The organism is Pseudomonas sp. App30, from assembly GCF_047947025.1.
Classification (GTDB): domain Bacteria; phylum Pseudomonadota; class Gammaproteobacteria; order Pseudomonadales; family Pseudomonadaceae; genus Aquipseudomonas.
Window position 1 is genome coordinate 3,132,587 of the sequence record NZ_CP133165.1, and the last position, 26,175, is coordinate 3,158,761.

A 26,175-nucleotide genomic window follows, 5' to 3' on the forward strand; every position below is an offset into this window, starting at 1 on the left:
GCCCCATGCATGTAGCCTTGTGCCAATGCACGCCGCAGCCGCTGGCCGTGATCGACAACCTGGCCCGCCTGCAGGCCCAGGTGCGCGCCGCCAAGGCACTGGGCGTGCAACTGCTGGTGTTCCCGGAGATGTTCCTGACCGGCTACGACATCGGCGTGGCCGCGGTGCAACGCCTGGCTGAAGCTGCCAACGGACCGTCGGCCCATGTGATCGCTGGCATCGCCGAGGCACATGGCATGGCCATCGCCTACGGCTACCCGGAGCGTGGCGCCGATGGCCAGCTGTACAACAGCGTGCAGTTGTTCGACGGGCGCGGCAACAGCCGGCTCAATTACCGCAAGACCCACCTGTTCGGTGAACTCGACCGTGCCCTGTTCAGCCCTGGTGGCGACCACTACCCGGTGGTGGACCTGGACGGCTGGCGAGTCGGCGTATTGATCTGCTACGACATCGAATTCCCCGAGAACGCCAGAAGACTGGCTCTGGCCGGGGCCGAACTGATACTGGTGCCCACCGCCAATATGCTGCCATTCGAGTTTATCGCCGACGTGACAGTGCGCAGCCGCGCGTTCGAAAACCAGTGCTTCGTGGTCTACGCCAACTACTGTGGCGCAGAGGGATCCCTGCGTTACTGCGGCATGAGCAGCATCGTTGGCCCCAATGGCAAACGCCTGGCCGATGGCGGCGCAGGCCCGGCGCTGAGCCATGCGTTGCTCGATAGAGAGGCATTGTCAAATGCACGCCAGGCCAATGATTATCGCCAGGATCGACGCCCCGAGTTGTACCGTCCACTCAGCGCGCAGTAGTCAATATACCGCCAAGTGCCCAGCCCTCATTCCGAGGGCTTTCGTTTTTTTGGCGTCGGTAAATAATCCGTCGCTGGCACCCGCCCCCAATGCCCTGCAAGCCAGATGGCACGCCGCCCCCAGCAAATACAAGGGTGGCGCCCTCCGAAATTGGGGAAAACAGGGCAAAGCGCCATGAATCGGTGAAAAAGCCAGCAAAACGCCAGCGTCAACTTTCCTACCTCTATACATATCAATAAGTTAACCAACCCTAACCACCGATTTTACCGGCCGGGCGCATTTTTTGACAAAAGCCATTGACAGCCTGTTGAAGACGGTCGATATATCTCTTCACCCACCGCCAAAAAGTTGTGGGAGAGCCGCACCGAAGAGTACGGCCAGGCAGCAGCCCTGAAGTACTTTGTGTAGTCCTGCCAACACTTAACCTTAATTGCCTTGACTCGCCTTTTCGCGGGTCCGTATGGGTTTTGACAACGCACTGTGCAACAAGCTTGTTTTCACGAGCGGGCGGTAGCCTTGTCCAAATAAAACGTTTTTCGAGTGGGCCGTAAGTGTCGGACCGGGCGGTAGCTTTGCCCACTGAAAGTTGCAAAACAATAAAAGCGTCGTTGTCCCGCCTTCGCGACCTTCCTAATAAAAACCGCAGCGAGTTTGTTGCCATGTCGCCACTGATCCATATCGATGAAGCCACCTCGGCCCGCTTGGTCAATGACATGAACACCCAGGGGCATGCCACCCTGGAGGGCGCCTTGACCGAGGACGGCTTGAACCAACTGCGCGCCTACGTCGAGCAGCAGGCCGCGCGCCACAACAACCAGTACTTCGCCTACCACGGCTACCCGGCGCTGGCCGGCAGTGCCCTGGCGGCGCTGGGCAAGTCCCCGGAATTCAAGGCCATGCTGGCCCGCCTGCACGCCCAGGGCACCGGCCGCGAGGCTGCCAGCGACGAGATCTTCCCGGTGCTGCGGTGCGTGCAGGGCGGCACCGGACGCAAGGAATCCAACGCCTTCCACTACGACGCCACCCTGGTGACCATGCTGGTGCCCATCTTCACCCCCGACCAGGGCGAAGAGCGCGGCGACCTGATCCTGTTCCCCAACCTGCGCAAGGTGCGCTCATGGGTATTGGTAAATGTACTGGAAAAAACATTATTCCAGAATGCACTTTGCAGAAAGTTCATAAGTGCTTGTATTGATCGAAAAATACTAAAACCAAGCACATTGAGAGTTGTCCCCGGCAACGTGTATTTCTTTTGGGGTTATCGCTCTCTGCATGCCAACCAACCGTGTGACCCGGCGTTCCGCCGGGCCACGGCGTTATTCCACTTTGGCGACCCGCATGCCGGCAGCCTGGTAACGCGGTTGATATTGAAGCTGAACCAGCATCGCGCTCGCAAAGTTGTAGCGCGCACCGATGCCCCACTGTCCTGAGTACGCCTTGACGCTGCCACCCTGGGTGGCCCTTGCCGGGAGAATTCCATGATTAACGTGACCAAGTCCTATCTGGGCAACATCGACAAGTTCAAGGCGTACGTGGACCTGATCTACGCCTCGCACTGGATGACCAACCACGGCCCGCTGTGCTGCGAGCTGGAAGAACGCCTGAAAGAGTTCCTGGGCGTGCGCAACCTGATCCTCACCAACAACGGCACCCTGGCCCTGCAAGTGGCCTACCGGGCCCTGGGCCTGAGCGGCAGCGCCGTGACCACGCCGTTCAGCTTCGTGGCCACCAGCAGCACCCTGCAATGGGAAGGCATCCGCCCGGTGTTCGGCGACATCGACCCGCGCACCTGGAACATCGACCCCGAGCAGATCGAGTCGCGCATCGGCTCCGACACCAGCGCCATCGTCGCCACCCACGTGTTCGGCAACCCCTGCGACGTGGAAGGCATCGACGCCATCGCCAAGCGCCGCAACCTCAAGGTGGTGTACGACGGCGCCCATGCCTTCGGCGTGCGCCACGCCGGGCAGTCGGTGTTCAACTGGGGCGACGCCAGCACCCTGAGCTTCCACGCCACCAAGCTGTTCCACACCATCGAGGGCGGCGCCATCGTCACCCAGGACGATGACCTGGCGCGCGAAATCCGCAAGCTGTGCAACTTCGGCATCACCGGCGTGGACCGCATCGAAGGCCTGGGCACCAACGCCAAGCTCAACGAATTCTCCTCGGCCATGGGCCTGTGCGTGCTGGACGACATCGCGCACATCTTCGAGCAGCGCGCCGAGATGGGCCACTACTACGAGGAGAAGCTGCGCGGCCACGTCGACCTGCAAGGCATCAACGACGACAACGACATCAACTACAGCTACTTCCCGGTAGGCCTGCAGAACCAGGCCGAAGCGCTGGCAGTGCGCGACGCGCTGCAGGCCCAGGGCATCAACCCACGGCGCTACTTCTACCCGTCGCTGGACACCCTGGACTACCTGCAGCCCCAGGCCGCGCAGCCACACTCGCGCGGCCTGAGCCAGCGCATCCTGTGCCTGCCGATCTACCCGGGCCTGGAGCGTGCCACCCAGGACCAGGTCATCGACACCCTGCTGCGCCAGCGCGACCAGGCGCAGCCGCAGGATGCGTCGCTGGCCCACGCGGTATAACGGCGATGACCAAGCGCTCGGTGGTGCACAACACCACGATCAGCTACCTGGGCCAGGCCTATGCGCTGCTGGTGGGGATCCTGATCATGCCGTTCTACCTGCGCCACCTGGGCGCCGAAGTGTACGGGGTGATCGGTTTCTACACCGTGCTGCAGGCCTGGCTGACCCTGCTGGACGCCGGCATGTCGCCGTCGCTGGTGCGCGAGGTCGCCCACCATCAGGGCGCGGCCCGTGAACAGCACCTGGCCGGCTGGCTGTTGCGCTCCTTCGAGCTGATCTTCCTGCCACTGGCGCTGCTGTGCGTGCTGGGCACCTGGCTGGCCAGCCCGTGGATCGCCGGCGAATGGTTGAACGCCCAGCACCTGGCCCCGCACACCCTGGCGTTGTGCGTGGCACTGATGGGCCCGCAAGTGGCCTGCCGGCTCTACGCCACCCTGTACAAGAGCGGCCTGCAAGGCCTGGAACTGCACGCCTGGCTCAACGGTGCCAACGTCGCGGTCGCCACCCTGCGCTACTTCGGCGGCCTGGCGCTGGTGGCCTGGGTGTCCCAGGACCCGGTGGTGTTCTTCGTCTTCCAGGCGGCGGTGGGTGTGTTCGAAGCGCTGCTGTTCGCCGCCAAGGCCTGGCGCCGCCTGCCACCGCCACGGCTGGCCAGCGGCTTCAACTGGGCGCTGGTCAAGCCGGTGCTGCCGTTCGCCGCCAGCCTGTCGCTCGCCGCGGTGCTGTGGATTCTGCTGACGCAACTGGACAAGGTGCTGCTGTCGTCGGCCCTGTCCCTCAAGGACTACGGCTACTTCTCGCTGGTGGCGCTGGTCAGCACCGGCATCCTGATGCTGATCAACCCGCTGGTACAGACCCTGCTGCCACGCATGACCGCGCTGATGGCCCAGGGCCGCGAAGCCGACATGCAGCAGCTGTACCTGGCCGCGCACCGCTTCGTCGCCACCTTCATCGTGCCCCTGGGCGTGGTGGTGGCCCTGCACGGCGGGGCGCTGATCTACGCCTGGAGCGGCGACCGCGAGGCCGCCAACTGGGTGGCACCAATCCTGTTCTGGTACGCGCTGGGCAGCGCCATCCTCTGCCTCAGCGGTTTTCAGTTCTACCTGCAATACGCCCACGGCCGCATGCACCTGCACCTGCGCTACAGCCTGGTATCGGTGGCGGTCACCGTGCCGGTGCTGATGCTGGCCGTGCATTACCAGGGCGCCCTGGGCGCCGCAGTCGCCTGGTTCGTGCTGCGCCTGGTGGCATTCGCGGTGTGGCCGGCCTTCATCCACCGGCGCCTGGCCCCTGGCATCCAGCGGTCGTGGCTGCTGGACGTGCTGCGCATCAGCCTGATGAGTGCCCTGGGCGTGGCCCTGACCCAACCGCTGGTCAACGCCCTGGTCGGTGACAACCGCCTGCAGACCTTCTTCGCCCTGGCCCTGTGCGGGCTGGTCACCCTGCTGCTGGTGGCCGGCAGCTACCGGCCCTGGCTGCAACGGGCGGTCCTGATCTTCAACAAACCGAGCACGCAACGATGAACAGCAGACTCGAAAGCGACATCATGAAAAACTGGGGCCCTGCTCGCGACCCGCTGCTGAGCATCGTCTGCCCTACCTACAACCACGAGCGCTTCGTGGCCCAGACCCTGGACAGCTTCCTGGCCCAGCAGACCGATTTCCCCTTCGAGATCGTCATCAACGATGACTGCTCCACGGACGGCACCGCGGCCATCGTCAGCGAGTACGCCAAGCGCTACCCGAACATCATCCGCGCGCTGCTGCAAAGCGAGAACCAGTACCAGCAGGGCAACCACCCTTGCCCCGGGCTGTTCCGCCTGTCGCGCGGCAAGTACATCGCCTTCTGCGAGGGCGACGACTACTGGACCGACCCCTTCAAGCTGCAGAAGCAGGTCGACTTCCTGGAAGCCCACCTGGACTACGTGCTGACCTACCACGACGCCATGGCCTTCAGCGACCAGGGCCTGCAGGGCATCCAGTTGCAAGGCAAGGGCCAGAGCGACGCCACCAGCCTGGAGCTGATGAAGGGCCGGCCCATTTCCACCCTCACCACCTGCTTCCGCAACGTGCTGCACGACATGCCCCGCGAGCTGCGCGGCGCGCCGCTCAATGACTTGGTGTGGTGGTGCCTGCTGGGTGCCCACGGCAAGGGCAAGTACCTGGGTGACATCGCCCCGGCGGCCTACCGGGTGCACAGCGGTGGCGTGTTCTCCATGCGCTCGGACAAGAAAAAGCTGCAGATGACCCTCAACACCTACGGCGCGCTGGCCAACTACTACTTCCGCATCGGCAACCAGCCGCTGTACGAGCACTGCCTGGTGCAGGTGTTCGGGCTGTCGCTGTCGGCGATCTCGCCGGTGAAGAAGCTGCTGGCCCTGGCGCTGATGGCCCGCAACATCAGCGTCAACCTGTTCCGGCGCCTCACCGCGTCCACGGCGCGGGGCTGAGACGGCCATGTTCAGCAACGTCCTGTTTGTCTGCGTCGGCAACATCTGCCGCAGCCCCATGGCCGCCGCGCTGCTGCGCCACCGGGTGGCCGGGCGCCTGGCCGTGAATTCGGCGGGCGTGCAGGCCCACAACGGCGCACACATGGACGTCGAGGCCCGGGCCGTGCTCAAGCAGAACCGCATCAAGGGCGGCGACCACCGCGCCTGCCAGGTTACCCCCGAACTGCTGCACTGGGCCGACCTGGTGCTGCTGATGGAACACGAACAACTGCACCGCGTTGTACGCCTGGCCCCCGAAGTACGGGGCAAGGCGTTCCTGATCGGCAAGTGGCAGAACGACCTGCAGATCGCCGACCCCTACCGTCGCCCCAAGAACGCCTTTCAGCAGACCTACACGCACTTGTCGCGCTGCGTCGATGACTGGATGCCCTACCTGAGTATCGAGGACCAATAAAAATGACTGCAATGAGCCGCTCTTCACTGGAGTACTACCAGGATACTCAGCTGGACCTGGCCACCATCCTGCGCACCCTGTTCGACCACAAGCGCCTGATCGCCTCCGTGGTCGGCAGCTTCGCCGTGGCCGGCCTGGCGTTCGCCATCCTGGCCACGCCGATCTACCAGGCCAACGTGATGATCCAGATCGAACCCAAGCGCGTGGGCCTGGACGCCACTCCGGAAATCAACACCAAGCCCAATGCCGTGTCCCAGGCCACCGCCGAGATCGAACTGATTCGTTCGCGCTCGGTGCTGGGCCAGGTGGTCAGCGAGCTGAACCTGGACATCGTCCAGCAGCCCAAGCGGGTACCCGGCATCGGCGGCTACATGGCCCGTCACTTCAAGCCAACCGCAGAACAGCCAGTGGCCGCGCCAGTGCTGGGCCTGGACAGCTTCGCCTGGGGTGGCGAGAAGATCGCCGTGTCCACCCTCGAAGTGCCGGACAGCCTGCTGGGCAAGAAAATGACCCTGGTGGCCGGTGACAACGGTCAGTACCGCGTGCTCGACAGCGACGACAACCTGCTGCTCAAGGGCCAGGTCGGCGTGCTGGCCAGCGCCGGCGATATCAGCCTGAAGGTCGACACCCTGCAAGCCCGCCCGGGCACCGAGTTCAACCTGGCGCGCAACCGCGCCCTGGTGACCCAGCTGGCCTACCAGAACAAGCTGAAGGTGGTGGAAGCCGGCAAGGACTCGGGCATCGTCTACCTGTCGCTGGAAGACCCTGATCCGGTCCAGGCGAACACCGTGCTCAACGACGTCAGCCGCCTGTACCTGCAACAGAACATGCAGCGCACCTCGGCCGAAGCCGAACAGCGCCTGCAGTTCCTGCGCTCGCAACTGCCCATCGTGCGTGGCGAACTGACCAAGGCCGAAGACGCCCTGCATGACTACCAGATGCGCAGCAAGTCGGTGGATATCAGCCAGGAAACCACCGCCCTGCTCAACCAGGTGGTGTCGGTGGACAACACCATTTCCGAGCTCAAGCTCAAACGCCCTGACCTGGACCGCCTGTACACCCGCCAGCACCCCACCCAGGTGGCGCTGACCAACCAGATCAACCAGCTGGAAGCACAGAAAGCCGCCATGCAGGCCAAGGTCCGCGTGCTGCCTGAAACCCAGCAGGAACTGCTGCGCCTGACCCGCGAGCAACAGGTCACCAACCAGACCTACACCCAACTGCTGAACAAGACCCAGGAACAGGACATCATCCGCGCCGGCAACATCGGCAACGTGCGCATCATCGACAAGGCCGACGCCAACGTCGAAGAACCGGTGAAGCCGATGCGCAAGCTGATCGTGCTGCTCTCGGTGCTGCTGGGCGGGCTGGTGGCCGTGGCCATCATCTTCATTCGCCAGGCCTTCGACCGCGGCATCGTCAACCCCGACGACATCGAGAACCTGGGCATCCCGGTGTACGCCTCAGTGCCACTGTCGCGCCTGCAGGAACGCCTGAACAAGGGCCGCCAGCCACGCAGCGGCGGCGCCGACGCCAAGCTGCTGAGCGTCGCAGAACCCACCGAACTGGCGGTCGAGTCGCTGCGCAGCCTGCGCACCAGCTTGCACTTCGCCATGCTCGAGGCGCGCAACAATGTGCTGATGATCTCCAGCCCCAGCCCGGCGGTGGGCAAGTCGTTCGTCAGCGCCAACCTGGCGGTGATCATCGCCCAGACCGGGAAGAAAGTGCTGCTGATCGACGCCGACATGCGCAAGGGCTACCTGCATAAAGTGCTGGGCCTGCAACCGCGCCACGGCCTGTCGGATGCCCTGGCCGCACGCCTGAGCAATCGCGAGGTGATCAACGCCACGGCGGTGGACAACCTGCACTTCATCTCCTGCGGCTTCGCGGCGCCTAACCCGTCCGAACTGCTGATGCACGACAACTTCCACAAGCTGCTGCGCGAGCTGTCGCCCAAGTACGACCTGGTGATCATCGACACCCCGCCGATCATGGCGGTCACCGACGCTGCCCTGGTGGGCCGCCAGGCGGGCACCACGCTGCTGGTGGCGCGCTTCGGCAAAAGCTCGATCAAGGAAGTGGAAAGCGCCAAGCGCCGCCTCGCGCAGAACGGCGTGCTGGTCAAGGGTGCCATTTTCAACGGCATCCAACGCAAGGCTGCCACGGCCGAATACGACTGCTCTGCCTACAACTACGGCCCCTCCAAGAAGTGACCGGCCAGCCATGACCCCAGGCCTTTGACACCCCCCGCGCCACCGCCGGGGGGCAAGCGAGAACAGCACCATGAGCCACTTCACTGACAGTTCCAATTGGTACCTGATCCAGACCAAGCCACGCCAGGAAGGTCGTGCCGAAGAACACCTGATTCGTCAGCAGTTCGAGTGTTTTCGCCCGCTCAAGGCCAACCCCGATAGCGCCCGCAAGGCACGCAAGGCCGTCGAGGAAGAGCTGTTCCCCGGTTACCTGTTCATTCGCCTGGAAGAAGGCGACAGCTGGTACCCGATTCGCTCCACCCGTGGCGTCTGCCGCATCGTGGCCTTCGGCGGCGCGCCCTGCCCGGTGCCCGCCAGCCTGATCGCGCAGATCCGCCAACGCCTGGCCGCGCCGCAACCGGTGCCCAGTTTCAACCAGGGCGAGGCCGTGATGGTGCGCACCGGCAACAGCGAGATCCAGGCCATTTTCCTCAGCGACGACGGCCAGGAACGGGCGGTGATCCTGCTCAACCTGCTGCAACGCGAACAGCGCGTCAGCCTGCCCAAGAGCAGCCTGTCGCGCGTGGCCCTGCCAGCCTGCTGAACCTGCGCCAGCCAAACAACAAGAGGGGGATCCGCCATGCTTGCGACTACCACCCTGGTCACCCTGACCTACGGGGACCGGCTTCACTACCTGACAACACTGATTGAGCGCTCGCTGGCCTGCGCCGAGATCGCCCAGGTGATCGTGGTCAACAACGCCGCCACAGCCGACCTGGGCCAACTGCTGCGCCGCTGGCCCGTCCAGGTGCAGATCATCGACCTGCCCAGCAACACCGGCTCGGCCAACGGCTACGCCGTGGGCATCAACGCCGCGTTGCAGGCTGGCGCCGAATACATCTGGCTGATGGACGACGACAACGCGCCAACCCCCGGCGCCATCGAATTGCTGCATCAACGTTTGGCCGAGTGCTCGCGCAAGCTGGGCCGCGCCCAGGTGGCCGTGCAGGGCTTCCGCCCCACCCACCAGGCCGACATCGCCGCCGGCGTGCCACGGCGCTTCGCCTTCCCGCACCGTTCCAGCTGCTTCGGCTTCCACATCGCCCAGCTGCCCTACAAGCTGTGGCGGCGCCTGCCCTGGGGCAAGCCCCACGCCGACAGCCTGCACCACAGCCTGGTGAAGCTGCCGTTCGCCACCTATGGCGGCCTGCTGGGCCACCGCGCCATGTACGAGAACATCGGCCTGCCGCGCACCGACATGATCCTGTACGCCGACGACACCGAATACACCCGGCGCATCACCGCCAGCGGCGGGCACATTTTCCTGGTCACCGATGCCCAGCTCGAAGACCTGGAGCACTCGTGGAACATCAAGGCCCGCACCGGCAACATCTACGAGGCCTTCCTGCTCGGCGATTCCGACCTGCGCGCCTACTACACCGCCCGCAACCAGGCCTGGTTCGACAAGTTCGTGTGGGCCCGCTGGGGCTGGATGTACAGCCTCAACCGCGCCGTATTCATGACCCTGCTGCACCTGGTGGCCTGGCGCCGTGGCACCCACGCGCGCTTCGCCCTGCTGCAGCAGGCCATCGCCGATGGCGAAGCCGGCCGCCTTGGCCTCAACAAGTTGTTCCCGCTATGAACGTGCTCTTCCTTTCCAGCCTGTACTCGCCAAACATTGGCGGCGGCGCTGAAATCGTGCTGCAACGCACGGTCGAAGGGTTACACCGGCGTGGCATGAGCGTGTGCGTGCTGACCACCGGCGCCGCGGCCGGCCTGGTCGAGGACCAGGTCAAGGGCGTGAAGGTGTACCGCGCCGGCGTGCTCAACACCTACTGGCACTTCAGCGACCAGCGCCCCAACGCCCTGGCGCGCCTGGGCTGGCACCTGCGCGACCGCTACAACATGGGCATGCGTGCCTATGTGCGGCAGGTGATGCAGCAGGAAAGCATCGACCTGGTGGTGTGCCACAACCTGGGTGGCTGGTCGGTGGCGGTGTGGGATGAAATCGCCAAGGCCGACGTGCCGATCGTGCAGGTGCTGCACGACATGTACCTGCTGTGCCCCGGCAGCCTGATGTTCAAGAAGCGCCAATGCTGCAACGGCCCCTGCACCCTGTGCCAGACCTTGCGCCAGGGCCACGCCGAACGTTCGGCGCAGGTGGACGCGGTGGTGGGCGTCAGCCACTTCCTGCTCGACCGCCTGCACAACGCGCGGTTCTTCCGCAACGCCTCGTCCCATGTGATCTACAACGCCAGCCCGCGGGTGGAAGAAGTCATGCCGCACTGGCCCAAGGGCCGCCTGGCCCACAGTGAGCCGCTGCGCTTCGGCTTCCTGGGCACGCTGTCGGACCACAAGGGCGTGCGCTGGATGATCGAGCAGTTCAAGCGCCTGCCGTTCAACGCCACCCTGCAGATCGCCGGGCGCGGGCAACAGGACTACGAGCGCGAGCTGCGCCAGCTGATCGGCGATGCCGAGAACATTCACCTGGTGGGCTACCAGTCGCCCGAGAGCTTCTACCGGCAGATCGACGTCGCCCTGGTGCCGTCCCTGTGGCACGAGCCCTTCGGCCTGGTCGCGGTGGAAGCCTGCGCGCACTCGGTGCCGGTGATCGCCAGCCACCGCGGCGGCCTGCCGGAGATCATCCGCGAAGGCATCAACGGCCTGCTGTGCAACCCCGACGAGCCCGACTCGCTGGGCCTGGCCATGCTGCGCCTGTACCGCCAGCCCGAGCTGCGCCGGCAACTGGCCGGCCAGGCGCGGGCCAGCGTGGCCCCCCTGCTGGACATCGATCGCATGCTCGACAGTTACCAACAGCTGTTCTTCCAGGTTTACCAGAACCGAGGCGCCCATCATGCAAACCAGCCTGCCTCCGAATCGCTCTAGCCGCGCACCGCGCATCGCGCTCAGCAAGTCCCTGATCGTGGTGCTGGTGGCCATCAGCCTGATCGTGGTGGAGACGTTCTCCGGCGCCCTGCGCTTCTACCTCGACCAGGCCGGCGCCTCGGCGCTGCTGTACCTGCCCAAGGCCGCCTGCCTGGCGCTGTTCGCCGTGGAGCTGCTGACGTTCAAGGGCAGCCGCAGCTTCTGGATCACCCTGTTGCTGTTGGTCAGCGCGGCACTGCTGGGCATGCTCCACGGGGCAGCGCTGAACAACGTCGGCTTCGCCTTCTACATGTACGCCCCGTTCCTGTTCGCCCTGGTGTGCGGCACGCACCTGGAGCACCGCAAGCGCCTGCTGGCGGTGGTGGTGTTGCTGTGCCTGGCGGCGTCGCTGGCAGGCCTGGCGCTGGACAAGTACACCGCGGTGCCCTGGAAGGGCTACAGCTACAGCATCGGCGACACCGAGGTCAGCGCCAACATGAGCTGGAATGAAAACGGCGTGGACCGCATCGCCGGCTTCACCCGCATGTCCACGGTGCTGTCGGTGATGATCGCCGTCTTCAGCCTGTACCTGACCGCCTTCATGCGCTCCAACATCCTCAAGCTGCTGATGTTCGGCACCTGCATGGTGGCCATCTACCTCACCACCAACAAGTCCACCGCCGTGGCCTACGCCTGCACCGTGCTGATGTTGCCCCTGCTGCAACACCGCCTGACCTGCCGGGTGATCTTCACGGTAGTGGTGGCCATGGGTATCGCCCTGCCGGTGATGGGCCTGATGATGACCTTCGACAACAACGCGGACTCGGCCCAGAGCGGCGTACTGGCGTCGTTTTACGACCGCCTGATGAACACCTGGCCGAACCTGGTGTTCAACCAGTGGAGCCAGGGCTGGACCTGGCTGGGCGCAGGCTTCGGCATGGTCGGCAGCACTGCCAGCGCCTTCCCCATCTACAGCGCCAGCGCGCCGGTGGTGGCCGACAACAGCGCGCTGTACCTGTGGGCCACCTTCGGTGCCGCGGGCCTGGTGGTGTACTGCCTGATGATCGCGCTGATGATCGGCCTGCGTGACAAGAGCACGCGCCTGTCCAGGGCGCTGGTCAGCGTGTGCTTCTGCCTGACCCTGGTCAGCTGGACCACCGACGTGCCCGAAGCCTCGGTCGCCGCACTGTTCCTGGGCTTCGCGGTGTCGGTGGCCCTGCGCCGCAAGGCCATGCCTGCCGCAGCCCGTCGCGCCAACCCGCTGCCCAGACTCCGACCCCCAGCCCTTGCCCTGCCCGTGCGAGCCCTGTGAGCGATCATGCGAAGACTGCCTCTCTATCTGGCCCTGGCCGTCCAGGGCGCCATGACTACCGGAGTGGTGGCAGCCGCCGAGCCGTTCATCGTCGGTACCACCACCCATTTGATGGACGGCTCGCCGCTGCTGGCGCGCCAGTTTCAGCTGGCCAGCGAAGCCGGCATCAACTCGGTGCGCGAGGACGCGTACTGGGCCCGCGTGGAACTGGCCCCGGGGCAGTTGCAGTTCCCCACCAGCTGGCGCGAGTACGACGCGGCCAGGACTGGCCGGGGCATGGCCAACCTGGTGATCCTCGACTACGGCAACCAGTTCTACGAGAACAACGCGCTGCCGCGTACCCCGGCGGTCAGCAATGGCTTCGCCAGCTACGTGGACTTCGTCACCCGCGCCATGGCCGGGCGGGTGAACCTGTACGAGGTGTGGAACGAGTGGGACCTGGCCGGCGCGGGCGACCGCAGGCTGAGCGACGACTACCTGGCCCTGGTCAAGCTGACCAGCCGGCAGATCCGCCAGAACGACCCCAAGGCCAAGGTGCTGGCCGGCGCCGTCACCACCGCAGGCATCAACGAAGGGTTTGCCGACCGGCTGGTGCAGGGCGGCGTCGCGGACTGGGTCGACGGCCTGTCCCTGCACCCGTACGTGCACTGCTACGGCGACAGCGACGTGCGCAAGACGCCGGAAGGCTGGATTCAGTGGATGACCGCGGTCGACCAGCGCCTGACCCGCCTGGCCGGCAAGCCAGTGCCGCTGTACCTGACCGAGATGGGCTGGCCGACCAACACCGGCAAATGCGGCATCGATGAAGACACCCAAGCCCAGTACCTGGCCCGCGCCTACTTCCTGGCCAAGACCCGGCCCAACATCCGCGGCATGTGGTGGTACGACCTGGTCGAGGACGGCACCGACGCGGAGGAGTTCGAGCACCACTTCGGCCTGCTGCGCCCTAACCTCGCGCCCAAGCCGGCCTACAACGTGCTCAAGGCCATCAGCCCGGTGCTCACCCAGTACCGCTACGACAGCCTCAAGAGCCTGCAGGCCGGTGACCTCTACCTGCTCAATTTTGCCAAGGGCGACGAGCAGGTGCTGGTGGCCTGGACCGTCGGCCAGCCGCGCCAGGTAAAGATCGAAGCCAACGGCCGTCAGCAGGGCCCGGTACAGACCCTGGACACCCGCCACCCCGAGCGTGGCCGGGTCACCTCGGGGCAATGGCAGTGCCCCAAGGCCGAAGAAGAGCACTGCACCACGGTCATCACGCTGGACGTTTTCCCCCGAATCATCAGCCTGGGCACAGCCAGTTGGCTGTTCACCCGCTGAGCGACAAGGCCAAGCCTTGAAGGAACGAACGATGGTTGTCATCAATGCTCGTTTTCTCACCCAGGAGCTGCGCGGCGTGCAGCGCTTCGCCGAACAGGTGAGCCTGGCCCTGCAGGCCCGGCGCCAGGACGTGGTGTTCGTCTGCCCCGACCGCATCCAGATGCACGACACCGCCCGGCGCCTCAATGTGCAAACCGTCGGCCGCCATGGCGGCCACCGCTGGGAACAGCTGGAGCTGCCGCGCTACCTGCGCAGCCAGGGCTCGCCGCTGCTGGTGTCGCTGGGCGCCACCGCACCGCTGATGTACCGCAACCAGATCGCCACGCACCACGACATCACCTACGTGCGCCACCCCAGGAGCTACACCTGGGCGTTCCGCACCAGCTACCGGGTGATGACGCCGATTTTGCTGCGGCACCTGAAAAACCTGATCACCGTGAGCGACTTCTCGCGGCGGGAAATCTCAGAGTTCTATGACTTTCCCAAGGAACGCATCCTGGTGGTGCCCAACGCCGTCAGCGAAGAATTCCAGCCCGGCGTTGCCGGCAAGCAGCGCAGCCCCTACCTGCTGGCCGTGTCATCGCCCAGCGAGCACAAGAACTTCACCCGCATGATCCAGGCCTTCCTGCAGCTGCGGGGCCACGAGCGCGTGCAGTTGCGCATCGTCGGCGGCGCCAACGGCATCTTCGCCGACGCCAACCTGGAGCGCCTGGCCAACAGCGACCCGCGCATTCGCTTCCTTGGCCGCCTCAGCGACGAAGAGCTGATCACCCAGTACCAGGGCGCCGCGGCCTTCGTCTTCCCCTCGCTGTACGAGGGGTTCGGCATCCCGCCCCTGGAGGCCCAGGCCTGCGGCTGCCCGGTGCTGGCCGCCAACGCCGCCTCGATTCCCGAAGTGCTGCAGTCCAGCGCGCTGTACTTCGACCCCCTGGACGTGGAGCACATCAGCCAGGCCATGAACCTGGTGCTGACCAACCAGTGCATCCGCCAGCAACTGCGCACCCTGGGCCTGCACAACGTGTCGCGTTTCGACTGGGAGCGCTCGGCGGCGCTAGTCAGCGAACGCATCGACACCCTGCTCGCCGAACCGCCCCCACACCGCGGCGCACTGCCCTTGAACGCCAGCGTACCCAAATAATCGCGGGGCCCCGGCCCTGCCATAACAACAATTGGTGGCATCATGAAAATCGCAATCGTCCATGACTGGCTGGTGACTTACGCAGGTGCCGAGCGCGTGTTGGCCGCACTGCTGAAAATCTGGCCCGACGCCGACCTGTTCTCGGTCATCGATTTCCTCAGCGACGAGGACCGCGCCCACCTGGGTGGCAAGCGCGCCCAGACGACCTTCATCCAGCACCTGCCCAAGGCCCGTACCCGCTACCAGCAGTACCTGCCGCTGATGCCGCTGGCCATCGAGCAACTGGACCTGTCGGGCTACGACCTGATCATTTCCAGCAGCCACGCCGTGGCCAAGGGCGTGCTCACCGGCCCCGACCAGCTGCACATCAGCTACGTGCACTCGCCCATCCGCTACGCCTGGGACCTGCAGCACCAGTACCTGAACGAAGCCGGCCTGAGCCACGGCCTCAAGAGCAAGGTGGCGCGCATGATCCTGCACTACATGCGCATGTGGGACCAACGCACCGCCGCTGCCGTGGACGAGTTCATCGCCAACTCGCAGTTCATCGGCCGGCGCATCGACAAGGCCTACCGCCGCCACTCCACGGTGATCTACCCGCCCGTGGACACCCAGGGCTTCGACCTGCAACCGGTGAAGCAGGAGTACTACCTGACCACCTCGCGCATGGTGCCCTACAAGCGCGTGCCGATGATTGTCGAGGCTTTCCGTGCCATGCCCGACAAGCACCTGATCGTCATCGGCGACGGCCCGGAAATGGAAAAATGCCAGGCCGTGTGCGGGTCCAACGTCACCCTGCTGGGCTACCAGCCGTTCGCCGCCCTGCGCGAGTACCTGCGCAACGCCAAGGGCTTCGTCTTCGCCGCCGAGGAAGACTTCGGCATCAGCCCGGTGGAAGCCCAGGCCTGTGGCACGCCGGTGATTGCCTTCGGCCGCGGCGGCAGCCTGGAAACCGTGCACGGCCTCGATCACGAGCAGCCTACCGGGGTGTTCTACCACCAGCAGACCATGGCCGCGATCATCGAGGGCGTCTGCGAGTTCGAGCGCAACGCCCACCGCATCACGCCCCAGGCCTGCCGCGAGAACGCCGAGCGCTTCTCCGAACAACGCTTCGAGCGGGAAATGCGCCAGTTCGTCGAGAGCCGCTGGGCCCAGGAGCATCCGCCCGTGGCCCTGCCCCTGGCCGCCAATGGCCCGCGCCTGAGCCTGGCACCCGTGCTGGCTGCCAGCGTGAAAACCTTGTGAGTGGGGAGGTCTGTCATGGCAACACCCTTCAAAGGCATCCTCCAGGCCCACCAGTCGGCCTTGTCCCTGGCCCATCGTGCCCTCGACCTGGCGGTGATCGCGGCCTGCAGCCTGTGGTTCGCCTGGCTCCAGGACCGCCTGCACGACAGCGACACCTGGCTGCGCCTGATGGCCACGGTGATGATCTTCCACTGGCTGTGCGAGTACCACCAACTGTACGGCTCGTGGCGCGGCGAGCGGGTCAAGCGCGAGCTGATGCGGGTCTTCAACTACTGGGCGCTGACCTTCTGCTGCGTGATGCTGGCTGACTACCTGCTGACCGGGCCCGAGATCGTCCTGGACCGCCAGCGCATCGCCTGGTTCGCCCTGATACTGTTCGCCCTGTGCGGCTACCGCCTGCTGATCCGCAGCACCCTGCAGGCCTTGCGCCGCCGCGGCTTCAACACCCGCAGCGTGGCCATCGTCGGCACCGGCACCGTGGGCGAGCGGCTGGCCTGCTCCATCGCCGCGGCGCCCTGGATGGGCCTGCGCCTGCTGGGTTTCTACGACGATGCGCCGCAGCAGATGGCCCTGGACCAGCTCAATCGCCGGATCCCCGTGCTCGGCGGCCTCGACCAGCTGGTGCTGGACGCCCGCGCCGGGCGCATCGACAAGGTCTACATCACCCTGGCCATGAGCTGCGAGCCGTCGCTGTGCACCCTGGTCAAGGGCCTGAGCGACACCACGGCCTCGGTCTACCTGATTCCCGACGTGTTCATGTTCGACCTGCTGCATGCCCGCAGCGAAAGCATCAACGGCCTGACCAGCATCAGCCTGGTGGACACGCCGATGGACGGCTCCAGCCAGCTGGTGAAGCGCTTCGAGGACATCGTCGTCAGCAGCCTGATCCTGGCGATGATCGCCCTGCCGATGCTGCTGATCGCCCTGGGCATCAAATTGACCTCCGCTGGCCCCGTGTTTTTCCGCCAGACACGCTATGGTTTAGATGGGCGGCCGATCATGGTCTGGAAGTTCCGCAGCATGACCGTGCAGGAAAACGGCCACGAGGTGGTGCAGGCCCGCCGCAACGATTGCCGGGTAACGCCTTTCGGGGCCTTCCTGCGGCGCACGTCCCTGGACGAGTTGCCCCAGTTTTTCAATGTGTTGCGCGGCGACATGTCGATCGTCGGCCCTCGCCCCCATGCAGTGGCGCACAACGAGCAGTACCGCAAGCAGGTCAACGGCTACATGTTGCGGCATAAGGTCAAGCCCGGCATCACCGGCTGGGCTCAAGTCAACGGATGGCGCGGGGAGACCACGACCTTGGACAAAATGCAGAAACGCATCGAGTTCGACCTCGATTACATCGAACACTGGTCCGTCTGGCTGGACCTGAAAATCATTGTGCTGACCCTGGTGAAGGGTTTCGTGCACAAAAACGCTTTCTGACTTCTATAAGACCAATGCCGGAGAAAATGCCTTCTCCAAGGAAGACTTTGCCATGAAGCGATCGATACTCGGCGTGTTGCTCATTACCGCGCTGGTCCAAGGGTGCGCTTTCGCCCCCGGCCAGCACATGACCCCCGATGATGCGCAAGACCAGGACACCGGGCCGGTGACAGTGGTGCCGATTACCTCGGCCACCGTCAACCAGCAGCGAACCATCTACAAGCCGCAGCCCATACCCGCTGCCCTCACCAGCTACCGGCCCGGTGACTACCGCATCGGCCCGGGTGACAACCTGATCATCACCGTGTGGGAACACGCCGAGCTGAACTCGCCCACCACCCAGACCCAGGTCGAGGCCAGCGCCCGCGTGGTGCGCCTGGACGGCACGCTGTACTACCCCTACATCAACTCGATCAAGGCCGGCGGCCTGACCGTGCCGGAGTTCCGTTCCAACCTGCAGAAAGCCCTGGGCCAATACCTGGCGGGCGCCCAGGTGGATGTCAACATCCAGGCCTACGACAGCCAGAAGGTGATCATCTCCGGGGCGGTGAAAAACCCCGGGCCGCAGTCGCTGAACAACATCCCGCTGAACCTGGTGAACGCCATCAGCCGCGCGGGGGGCGAGACCAGCGACGCCAACCTGGCCAACCTGATCCTCAAGCGTGATGGCCATGAATACATCATGGACATCGACACCCTGAACCGCACCGACTCGCGCCTGAACGAGATCTACCTCAAGGACGGCGACCAGCTGCACCTGGGCAACGACCACGCCAACAAGGTCTACGTGCTGGGCGAGGTGCAGAAGCCCCAGGTGATGAACTACGGCACCAGTACCTTCAACCTGATGGAAGCCATCGGCAACGCCGGCGGCCTGAGCCAGGAAACCGCCAACGCCGAGGCCATCTACGTGATCCGCGGCGCCCAGGATGGCAACGGCCAGCCGCCGACGGTGTTCTACCTCAACGCCAAGAAGCCCACGGCTTTCCTGCTGGCGCGCCAGTTTGACCTACGCACTTCGGACGTGGTGTTCGTCGGGCCGGCCAACATTACTCGCTGGAACCGCTTCATCAGCCAGCTGCTGCCCTCGGCTACTGTCGTAGGGACGACGGCCGCGTTCAGCCACTAAGGCAGATGCTGGCCGGCAACTGATCCTGACCTTGATCTAGATCTGCCGTTGATCTGGCTTTTGATCTGCTGTTGATCTGCTGTTGATCTGGCTCTTGATCTTGATTGTATGCCCCGTAAAGCGCCAGGGCCGACTGGAGGCGTCGATCAACGGGCTGCCCGAAGGGCCGAGGCCGCAGGCCGAAGAGACGGTAACCCGCAGGCTTCTATAGCGGGTGCCGTCTGATCTGGTCAACCAATCCCGGACATTTGTTTAGGAGCTACGCCGCCAGCCTTTCATGCTCCACCGGCGTGCGGTACTCGTTATGGCTGTGAAGCCGGACCTGGTTGTAATGATGGATCACGTATCGAAGCACATCCGGCCTGGCCTTCGCCTCGTCCTGGTAGCCTTTCTTGGGTATCCATTCTGACTTCAGGCTGCTGAAAAAACGCTCCATCGGTGCATTATCCCAGCAGTTTCCACGCCGGCTCATGCTTTGCCTCATCCCGAATCCTTCAAGCTTGTCGCGAAACAGCTCACTGCTGTACTGACAGCCTTGATCCGAATGAAACATGACCTTGTCGGGCATTCCGCGGGCCTGATAAGCCAGCTCCAATGCCTTGCACGCCAATGCCGAATCGGGGCTTTTGGAGATGGCCCAACCCACGATCCGCCGGGCATACAGATCGAGGACAGCCGCCAGATAGAGCCAATGCGTCCCCGCCCAGATATAGGTGATATCACCACACCAAACCCGATTGGGCGCCGACACTTCGAACTGGCGCTCCAATAGATTGGGTGCAAATTTTGCCTCCACCGTGGCCAGGCGATAAGGGTTTGGCCGACGTTGAATGCTCCGCAAATCAGCCTCGGCCATTAACCGCCCGGCCAAAAAACGCCCCACCTGTTCGCCCTGGGCCTTGAGCGCCGCAGACAATACTCGTGCGCCCATGGAGCCTCGACTTTCGGCGTGCAGCCCTGTGGCCAACGTTTTCAGCCGTTCCCGGTCTGGATCGGGGCAATTGCGGCGCTTGAGATGCTCGTAATAACCGCTGCGGCTTATCCCAAAAACACGACACAAATCAGTCACCGAGAAACGCTCACTTAACGCATCGATCAAAGCCTTCGATCGAGGGAATCGTTCATCAAGAGAGCGGTAGCCTTTTTTAAGATTTCCTTCTCCAGCTCGAGCTTGCGGATTTTTACCTGCAGCGCCTGGATTTGCTGTTGTTCAGGCGTCATGGCAGAGGCCGTTTCAGGGGTGATGCCAAAACGCTCTTGGCGGAGTTGTTCCACCCACCGACGCAGTGCGGTCGGGCCCACGCCCATGGCTTTGCAGGCTTCTGGAGTGGTGTAGCCACTATCAAGAACAAGGGCTGCTGCCTCTTGCCTGAACTCTGTCGAAAAATTACGTCGGGACATCGAACACCTCTTGGTTGAGCGGTAGATTACCGCTCCTTTGGGCGTGTCCGGGATAATTAGGCCACATCAGTCTGCCCGTTGAGCGGCGCCGGAAGGAGGGGACCCGTAGCGCAGCGGAGGGCCCAAGCAGGGGCAAGCCCTTTTTGCTTACTTTTTGGGGCGACTGCCAAAAAGTGAGTCGCCGTAAGGGCGAAACGGTCGGTGGTCGCACCACGAAAATGGATATATCCAGAAACGTCAGAAGCGGGATCCGACCATCATGAACATATCCATTACCGAAGGTGATGCACAGTCACCTTTCCGGCCTTACGTGAACTGACCCCCTAATGTTGGACAAGGGTTAGTGTTTCCGTGCTTGGGTCCGAAATTGTACCGGACTCAAGCCATTCAATCTGAGGCTTATGCGTTCCTGGTTGTAGTAGTCGATGTAGCTCTCTAGCCCTGATGCCAGTTGCTCCACGCTCTCAAAAGATTCCAGGTAGAAGAACTCACTCTTGAGCGTGCCGAAAAAGCTTTCCATGGCGGCGTTGTCCAGACAATTGCCCTTGCGCGACATGCTCTGCTCAATGTTTTTTTCGGCCAGCATGTGCCGGTAGGTCGGCTGGCGGTACTGCCAGCCTTGATCAGAGTGCAGGATCGGTTTGTCACCTTGATTAAGCCGCCCAAAAGCTTGCTCCAACATGCTCGAAACCATATTGAACTCAGGGCGGCGGTTGGTCTGGTAAGCCAGGATTTCTCCGTTGTACAGGTCCATCACAGGCGAAAGAAACAACTTCTGCCCTCTTACGTTGAACTCCGTCACATCGGTCGCCCATTTCTGGTTGGGGGCTTCTGCCTTGAATTCGCGCTTAAGCAGATTACGTGAGGCAAGCCCCTCATCGCCCCGATAAGAACGGTACTTCTTCACCCTGATCAGCGATTTTAGGCCCATCAACTGCATCAGACGCTGCACCTTCTTGTGATTGACCGACTCACCAGTGCGCCCAAGGGCTGCGGTGATGCGGCGATAGCCGTAGCGCCCTCGATGCTTGTGATAGACGCTGCGTATGCGGTCTTTCAGATCAGAATGCTTGTCAGTCAGCAGTGCCTTGCCTTGGTAGTAGAAGGTGCTGCGCGCCAACCCGGCAGCACGAAGCAGCAAAGCAAGTGGATATACCTGCCTCAATCCTTGGACGGCCTGCGTTTTTTTGATTGCGCAGTCCGAGGATCCGCCTGGATCAAGGCATCGAGCTTTTTTAGATAGGCATTCTCGGCGCGCAGATAGGCCAGCTCCTTGAGCATTTGCTCAGGTGTCAGGTCAGCGTCCGCATGGTTCTCAGGACTTACTGTGGGTGCTTTGGAGGTTTTGCGGGACACGCTGGGCTCTCGGTGACGATGCGATTGAAGTGCTTCAATTCCGCCTGCATCGTACCGCGTTTTCCATTGCCTGATGCTGCTCGGGCCGCGGATATCAAACCGTATGCACGCTTGCTGGGTTGACAGCCCCTCTTGCTCGATGCACTGCAACACCTTCATTTTGAACTGGGCATCGTAGTGGCTGTATTTGGCAGCCAAACCTGCGGCGCCGTGCGTCTCATAGCCTTTGACCCAGCGGCGCAGGATCGATGGGCTCAGGCCATGCTTGATTGCCACCTCATGAACACTGCCCGCAGACAGACATTCCTCAATCAGTGATTGTTTGAGCGATCGGTCGTACTTCGTCATTGAACACCCTCCGGCGAGGTCAGGTGTCCAACATTCGGGGGTCAGTTCAACGCCGGGTCACTTTTTGGCAAACGCCCCAAAAAGTAACCAAAAAAGGCTTGCCCCTGCTTGGTCCCTCCGCTTCGCTGCGGGTCCCCTCCCTCCGGCGTCGCCCAAGCGGACGACGGCCCGGAATAGAAGCGCCTCCGGTTCCGTCTTCTTCGGCTACGCCTCAGCCCGCTTGGCCAACGCCTCCAGTCGGCCCTGGCGCTTTATGGGGCACACAATCAAGATCAAAGGCCTCACGGGATCAAGATCAAAAACAGTCCGCAGGACTACCGTCCGGGATTTCAGCAACAACACGATCTCAAAAGAGCCCGCCGGCAACCCGGCGGGCTTTTTGCGTTATATGCCTTGGCAAACTTCCGCTAGCATTAGCCACATACCGCAATGCCAACGGAACCGTCATGCCCGATGCCGCCCCCCCTGAATTCGCCTCCCTGGTGCTGGACAACGGCCTGCGCGTGCAGCTGCGCCACGACCCGCGTCTGAAACGCGGCGCCGCCGCCCTGCGCGTGGCGGCCGGCAGCCATGACACCGACCCGGCGTTCCCCGGCCTGGCGCACTTCCTCGAACACCTGTTCTTCCTGGGCACCGCGCGCTACCACGACGACAACGCGCTGATGCCGTTCGTCCAGCGCCACGGCGGGCAACTGAACGCCAGCACCCGCGAGCGGACCACCGACTTCTTCTTCGAGCTGCCCACCGAGTCCTTCCCCGGCGCCCTCGAGCGCCTGTGCGAAATGCTCGCCCAGCCACGCCTGGAGCGCGAATACCAGCTGCGCGAACGCGAAGTGCTGCATGCCGAGTTCATCGCCTGGAGCCGCGACCCCCAAGCCCGTCACCTGCAGTGGCTGACCGCGCCGCTTGCCGCCAGCCACCCGCTGCGCGCCTTCCACGCGGGCAACCGCTACAGCCTGCCGGTGCCGCGCGAGGCATTCCAGTACAGCCTGCTGGCGTTCTACCAGCGCTTCTACCAGACCGGGCAGATGACCCTGTGCCTGGCCGGGCCGCAGCCGCTGGACGAGCTACGGCAACTGGCGCACAAGGCCGGCGCGCAGCTGCGTGCCGGCAGCCTCAGCCCGCGCAAGGCCAGCCCGGCCCTGCTGGACACCACGCCTACGGCCATGGACGTCTTGGACCCCAGCCGGCTGAACCTGGTGTTCGCCTGCCATGAGGTGCCGGGCGACAGCGCTACCGCCATCGACTTCCTGGCCACCTGGCTGACGTCGCAGCAACCCGGCGGCCTGCTGGCCGAGTTGCAGCGCCGCGGCCTCGCGGAAGGCCTGAGCCTGACGCCGCTGTACTGCTTCGACGACCAGGCGGTGCTGAACATCGAGTGCAAGCTGACCGCCGCCGGCGAGCCCATGCGCCCGTTGATCAGTGAGCTGTGCCTGGCCTGGCTGGAGTTTTTCCAGTCCCACGACGACTGGCAGAGCCTGCGCGAGGAATACCGCCTGCTACGCCAGCGCCGGCAGCTGGTGAGCACCGCCCTGGAACTGGCGCGCCATGACAGCGAGCATTTCGGCCAGGGCCACGACCTGGGCATCGGCCAGGCCGCCATCAACGCCCTGCGCGCCCTGCTCGGCCAGTTGCGCGGCGACACCATTCTGCATGGCCCGCTGGCACGCCTGGCCACCGACACCGACGTCAAATGGCGCCTGCCCCAGCGCAACCGCTTCCTGCGCCCCAGCCGCCGCCCGGACCAGATGGTGCCGCCACCCGCCTGCCTGGACGTGGTCAACACGCCGCAGTCGGCCAGCGCCGAGGGCTGCCTGTACCTGCGCTGGCGGGTCAAGTCAGCCCAGCGCGCCAGCCTCTGGCGGCTGCTGGACCACAACCTGGCCAAGCTGCGCGCAGAGGCAAGCCAGGCCGGCGTGCAGATGACCTTCACCAGCCTGGGCGACGACTGGCAACTGCGCCTGTGCGGGGTGCAGGAGCCCATGCCGGCGCTGGTCGAGCAGGCGCTGGAAAACCTTACGCAGCCGGCCCCCGAAGTGTGGCGCCAGGCCAGCCAGCTAAGCGCGCCTGCGCCCCTGATTCCCATCCGCGAGCTGCTCAAGCGCTTGCCGGAGCACAGCCTGGGTTATTTCCAGGCGCCTTCACGCGGCCGCGACGAGCAACTGCAACCGCCGTTGCTGCAGCGCCTGTGGCACGAAGCCCGCTGGGACGGGCTGGCCGTGGGCCTGGGCATGGGTGTCAGCCAGGCCATCAACGTGGCGCTGCTGCGCATGCCCGGCCGCGCCGACGGCCATTTGTGCCAGCCCCCGCTGCCGCTGCACGGCCGCACCTGGAGCCAGGTGGCCACCGAGTCCAATGAGCAGGCACTGCTGCTGTTCTGCCCGGCGGCCGGCGAAGACATCATCGACCAGGCCGCCTGGCAGATGCTCGGGCAACTGTGCCAGGCGCCGTTCTATCAGCGCATGCGCGTCGAGCTGCAGCTGGGCTACGCGGTGTTCAGCGGCTTCCGGCAGATAGCCGGGCGCCCGGGCCTGCTGTTTGGCGTGCAGTCGCCCAGCACGCCGATGGCCGAGATCCTGGGGCATATCGAGACGTTCCTGGCCGCGCTGCCAGCGCTGATCCGCGCCCAGTCCGGCACCTCGTTGAGCAACCAGTGCCGCGACCTGGCCGCGCGCACCAGCCTGGCCGACATGGAACTGGGCCAGGCCGCCGAAAGCCTTTGGCAAGCGCGTCTGGGTGGCCATTCGTCCGATTTCATCGATCAACTGCGCAAGGCCTTCGGGCGCCTGCGCAGCGATTCACTGCTGCAGGCCGCCGGGCAATTGCTGGAGGCTCAAGCTGGCTGGTTGTGCCTGGCCAACGGCCCGGCGGTAGGCGCGCAGTGGCAAGTGGCGGAGTGATCATTACGCAGGCTGTAATGAGCTTTCTCAGCCGTGTTAATGCAATTTAACGTTTCAGTACACCGGAATTTAGTAAGATAGGGCCCTAAGCAGATGAACATCTCCCAGCGGAGATGGCTCTGATGTGTTGCACCAGTACCACTTTCATCCATCACCCAGAAGGAGTCACCCTATGTGGACCAAACCAGCTTTCACCGACCTGCGCATCGGCTTTGAAGTCACCATGTACTTCGCCAGCCGTTGATTTTTATCGCAGTACAGCGCCTCGGTCAGCCGGGGCGTTTTTATTTTTGCTGTCCATCCTGAAGTCAGACGTCACAGGCCTCCCATGTACATCCAGATTCTAGGTTCTGCCGCCGGTGGCGGTTTCCCCCAGTGGAACTGCAACTGCGTGAACTGCAAGGGCTACCGCGACGGTACCCTGAATGCCAAGGCGCGTACCCAATCCTCGATCGCCCTGTCCGATGACGGCGTGCACTGGGTCCTGTGCAACGCCTCGCCAGATATCCGCGCCCAGCTGCAGGGCTTTGCGCCCATGCAACCGGCCCGCGCCCTGCGCGACACCGGCATCAACGCCATCATCCTGCTGGACAGCCAGATCGACCACACCACCGGCCTGCTGAGCCTGCGCGAAGGCTGCCCGCATCAGGTGTGGTGCACCGACATGGTCCACCAGGACCTGACCACCGGCTTCCCGCTATTCAACATGCTCAGCCACTGGAACGGTGGCCTGCAGTGGAACCGCATCGAGCTGGAAGGCAGCTTCACCATCCCCGCCTGCCCGAACCTGCGCTTCACCCCGTTCCCGCTGCGCAGCGCCGCACCGCCCTATTCGCCGCACCGCTTCGATCCGCACCCGGGTGACAACCTGGGCCTGCGCGTAGAAGACCTGCGCACCGGCGGCAAGCTGTTCTACGCCCCGGGCCTGGGCCAGGTGGACGACACGCTGCTGGGGCACATGGCCGATGCCGACTGCCTGCTGGTGGACGGCACGCTGTGGGAGGATGATGAGATGCAGCGCCGTGGCGTGGGGACCCGCACCGGCCGCGAGATGGGCCACCTGTGCCAGAACGGCCCTGGCGGCATGCTGGAAGTGCTGGACGGGCTGAGCAAGCCGCGCAAGGTGCTGATCCACATCAACAACACCAACCCGATCCTCGATGAAGACTCGCCCGAGCGCGCCGAAGTGACCCGCCGCGGCGTGGAAGTCGCCTTCGATGGCATGAGCATCGAACTGTAGG

Annotated in this window: 21 protein-coding genes; 19 read left to right on the plus strand and 2 right to left on the minus strand. The window is 64.1% G+C overall.

What is annotated here, in order from left to right:
* Positions 1–5 precede the first annotated feature (5 nt).
* The 16 genes from RAM80_RS14595 to RAM80_RS14670 all read left to right on the plus strand — a co-directional run bounded on the left by RAM80_RS14595 (position 6) and on the right by RAM80_RS14670 (position 18,929).
* Positions 6–806 carry a carbon-nitrogen hydrolase family protein gene (locus RAM80_RS14595; RefSeq protein WP_416427184.1) on the plus strand — a complete coding sequence of 267 codons (801 nt, stop codon included), beginning with the start codon at positions 6–8 and terminating at the stop codon, positions 804–806.
* 659 nt (positions 807–1,465) lie between these two features.
* Positions 1,466–2,236, plus strand: coding sequence for a hypothetical protein (locus RAM80_RS14600; RefSeq protein WP_416427185.1), 771 nt, complete (start codon positions 1,466–1,468; stop codon positions 2,234–2,236).
* 48 nt (positions 2,237–2,284) lie between these two features.
* On the plus strand, positions 2,285–3,400 hold the full coding sequence (locus tag RAM80_RS14605; protein ID WP_416427186.1) for a DegT/DnrJ/EryC1/StrS family aminotransferase: 1,116 nt from the start codon (positions 2,285–2,287) through the stop codon (positions 3,398–3,400).
* A 5-nt stretch (positions 3,401–3,405) separates the two neighbouring features.
* A complete protein-coding gene (locus RAM80_RS14610; protein ID WP_416427187.1) occupies positions 3,406–4,923 on the plus strand; it encodes an oligosaccharide flippase family protein in 1,518 nt (505 codons plus the stop codon).
* A complete protein-coding gene (locus tag RAM80_RS14615; protein ID WP_416427188.1) occupies positions 4,920–5,849 on the plus strand; it encodes a glycosyltransferase family 2 protein in 930 nt (309 codons plus the stop codon). The genes RAM80_RS14610 and RAM80_RS14615 overlap by 4 nt, the downstream gene beginning before the upstream one ends.
* A 7-nt stretch (positions 5,850–5,856) precedes the next feature.
* Complete coding sequence (locus RAM80_RS14620) at positions 5,857–6,303, plus strand: low molecular weight protein-tyrosine-phosphatase (protein WP_416427189.1); 447 nt, start codon at positions 5,857–5,859, stop codon at positions 6,301–6,303.
* Positions 6,304–6,305: 2 nt separating this feature from the next.
* On the plus strand, positions 6,306–8,516 hold the full coding sequence (locus RAM80_RS14625) for a polysaccharide biosynthesis tyrosine autokinase (RefSeq protein WP_416427190.1): 2,211 nt from the start codon (positions 6,306–6,308) through the stop codon (positions 8,514–8,516).
* Between the two features lie 70 nt (positions 8,517–8,586).
* Complete coding sequence (gene rfaH, locus RAM80_RS14630) at positions 8,587–9,099, plus strand: transcription/translation regulatory transformer protein RfaH (protein WP_416427191.1); 513 nt, start codon at positions 8,587–8,589, stop codon at positions 9,097–9,099.
* A 36-nt stretch (positions 9,100–9,135) separates the two neighbouring features.
* Entirely contained in the window at positions 9,136–10,137 is a 1,002-nt protein-coding gene (locus RAM80_RS14635; RefSeq protein ID WP_416427192.1) for a glycosyltransferase, read from the plus strand.
* Positions 10,134–11,381 carry a glycosyltransferase family 4 protein gene (locus RAM80_RS14640; RefSeq protein ID WP_416427193.1) on the plus strand — a complete coding sequence of 416 codons (1,248 nt, stop codon included), beginning with the start codon at positions 10,134–10,136 and terminating at the stop codon, positions 11,379–11,381. Before RAM80_RS14635 ends, RAM80_RS14640 begins: the two co-directional genes overlap by 4 nt.
* On the plus strand, positions 11,350–12,672 hold the full coding sequence (locus tag RAM80_RS14645; protein ID WP_416427194.1) for a hypothetical protein: 1,323 nt from the start codon (positions 11,350–11,352) through the stop codon (positions 12,670–12,672). Before RAM80_RS14640 ends, RAM80_RS14645 begins: the two co-directional genes overlap by 32 nt.
* 6 nt (positions 12,673–12,678) lie before the next feature.
* Positions 12,679–13,989 carry a hypothetical protein gene (locus tag RAM80_RS14650; protein WP_416427195.1) on the plus strand — a complete coding sequence of 437 codons (1,311 nt, stop codon included), beginning with the start codon at positions 12,679–12,681 and terminating at the stop codon, positions 13,987–13,989.
* Between the two features lie 31 nt (positions 13,990–14,020).
* A complete protein-coding gene (locus RAM80_RS14655) occupies positions 14,021–15,127 on the plus strand; it encodes a glycosyltransferase family 4 protein (RefSeq protein ID WP_416427196.1) in 1,107 nt (368 codons plus the stop codon).
* A gap of 42 nt (positions 15,128–15,169) precedes the next feature.
* A complete protein-coding gene (locus tag RAM80_RS14660) occupies positions 15,170–16,372 on the plus strand; it encodes a glycosyltransferase family 4 protein (RefSeq protein ID WP_416427197.1) in 1,203 nt (400 codons plus the stop codon).
* 15 nt (positions 16,373–16,387) lie between these two features.
* A complete protein-coding gene (locus RAM80_RS14665; protein ID WP_416427198.1) occupies positions 16,388–17,800 on the plus strand; it encodes an undecaprenyl-phosphate glucose phosphotransferase in 1,413 nt (470 codons plus the stop codon).
* A gap of 52 nt (positions 17,801–17,852) precedes the next feature.
* The gene (locus RAM80_RS14670; protein ID WP_416427199.1) at positions 17,853–18,929 is read left to right on the plus strand and encodes a polysaccharide biosynthesis/export family protein; all 1,077 of its coding nucleotides are present in this window, start codon (positions 17,853–17,855) and stop codon (positions 18,927–18,929) included.
* 259 nt (positions 18,930–19,188) lie between these two features.
* Here the strand turns inward: RAM80_RS14670 and RAM80_RS14675 are convergent.
* A protein-coding gene (locus RAM80_RS14675) for an IS3 family transposase (protein WP_416422999.1) occupies positions 19,189–20,330 on the minus strand; the annotation gives its coding sequence in 2 pieces (ribosomal slippage) (positions 19,189–20,081 and positions 20,081–20,330; 1,143 coding nt in all).
* A 340-nt stretch (positions 20,331–20,670) separates the two neighbouring features.
* Positions 20,671–22,034 (minus strand): IS3 family transposase gene (locus tag RAM80_RS14680; RefSeq protein ID WP_416422410.1). Its coding sequence is split into 2 segments (ribosomal slippage): positions 20,671–21,569 and positions 21,569–22,034, totalling 1,365 coding nucleotides; the frame shifts between segments, so codons are not numbered across the junction.
* 446 nt (positions 22,035–22,480) lie between these two features.
* Between RAM80_RS14680 and pqqF the strand changes: the two genes are divergently transcribed.
* The 3 genes from pqqF (at position 22,481) to pqqB (ending at position 26,174) form a co-directional block, all read left to right on the plus strand.
* Entirely contained in the window at positions 22,481–24,934 is a 2,454-nt protein-coding gene (gene pqqF / locus RAM80_RS14685) for a pyrroloquinoline quinone biosynthesis protein PqqF (RefSeq protein WP_416427200.1), read from the plus strand.
* A gap of 172 nt (positions 24,935–25,106) precedes the next feature.
* Complete coding sequence (gene pqqA, locus RAM80_RS14690) at positions 25,107–25,178, plus strand: pyrroloquinoline quinone precursor peptide PqqA (protein WP_010209364.1); 72 nt, start codon at positions 25,107–25,109, stop codon at positions 25,176–25,178.
* A gap of 84 nt (positions 25,179–25,262) precedes the next feature.
* The gene (pqqB, locus tag RAM80_RS14695; protein ID WP_416427201.1) at positions 25,263–26,174 is read left to right on the plus strand and encodes a pyrroloquinoline quinone biosynthesis protein PqqB; all 912 of its coding nucleotides are present in this window, start codon (positions 25,263–25,265) and stop codon (positions 26,172–26,174) included.
* The last annotated feature ends 1 nt before the right edge of the window (position 26,175 follow it).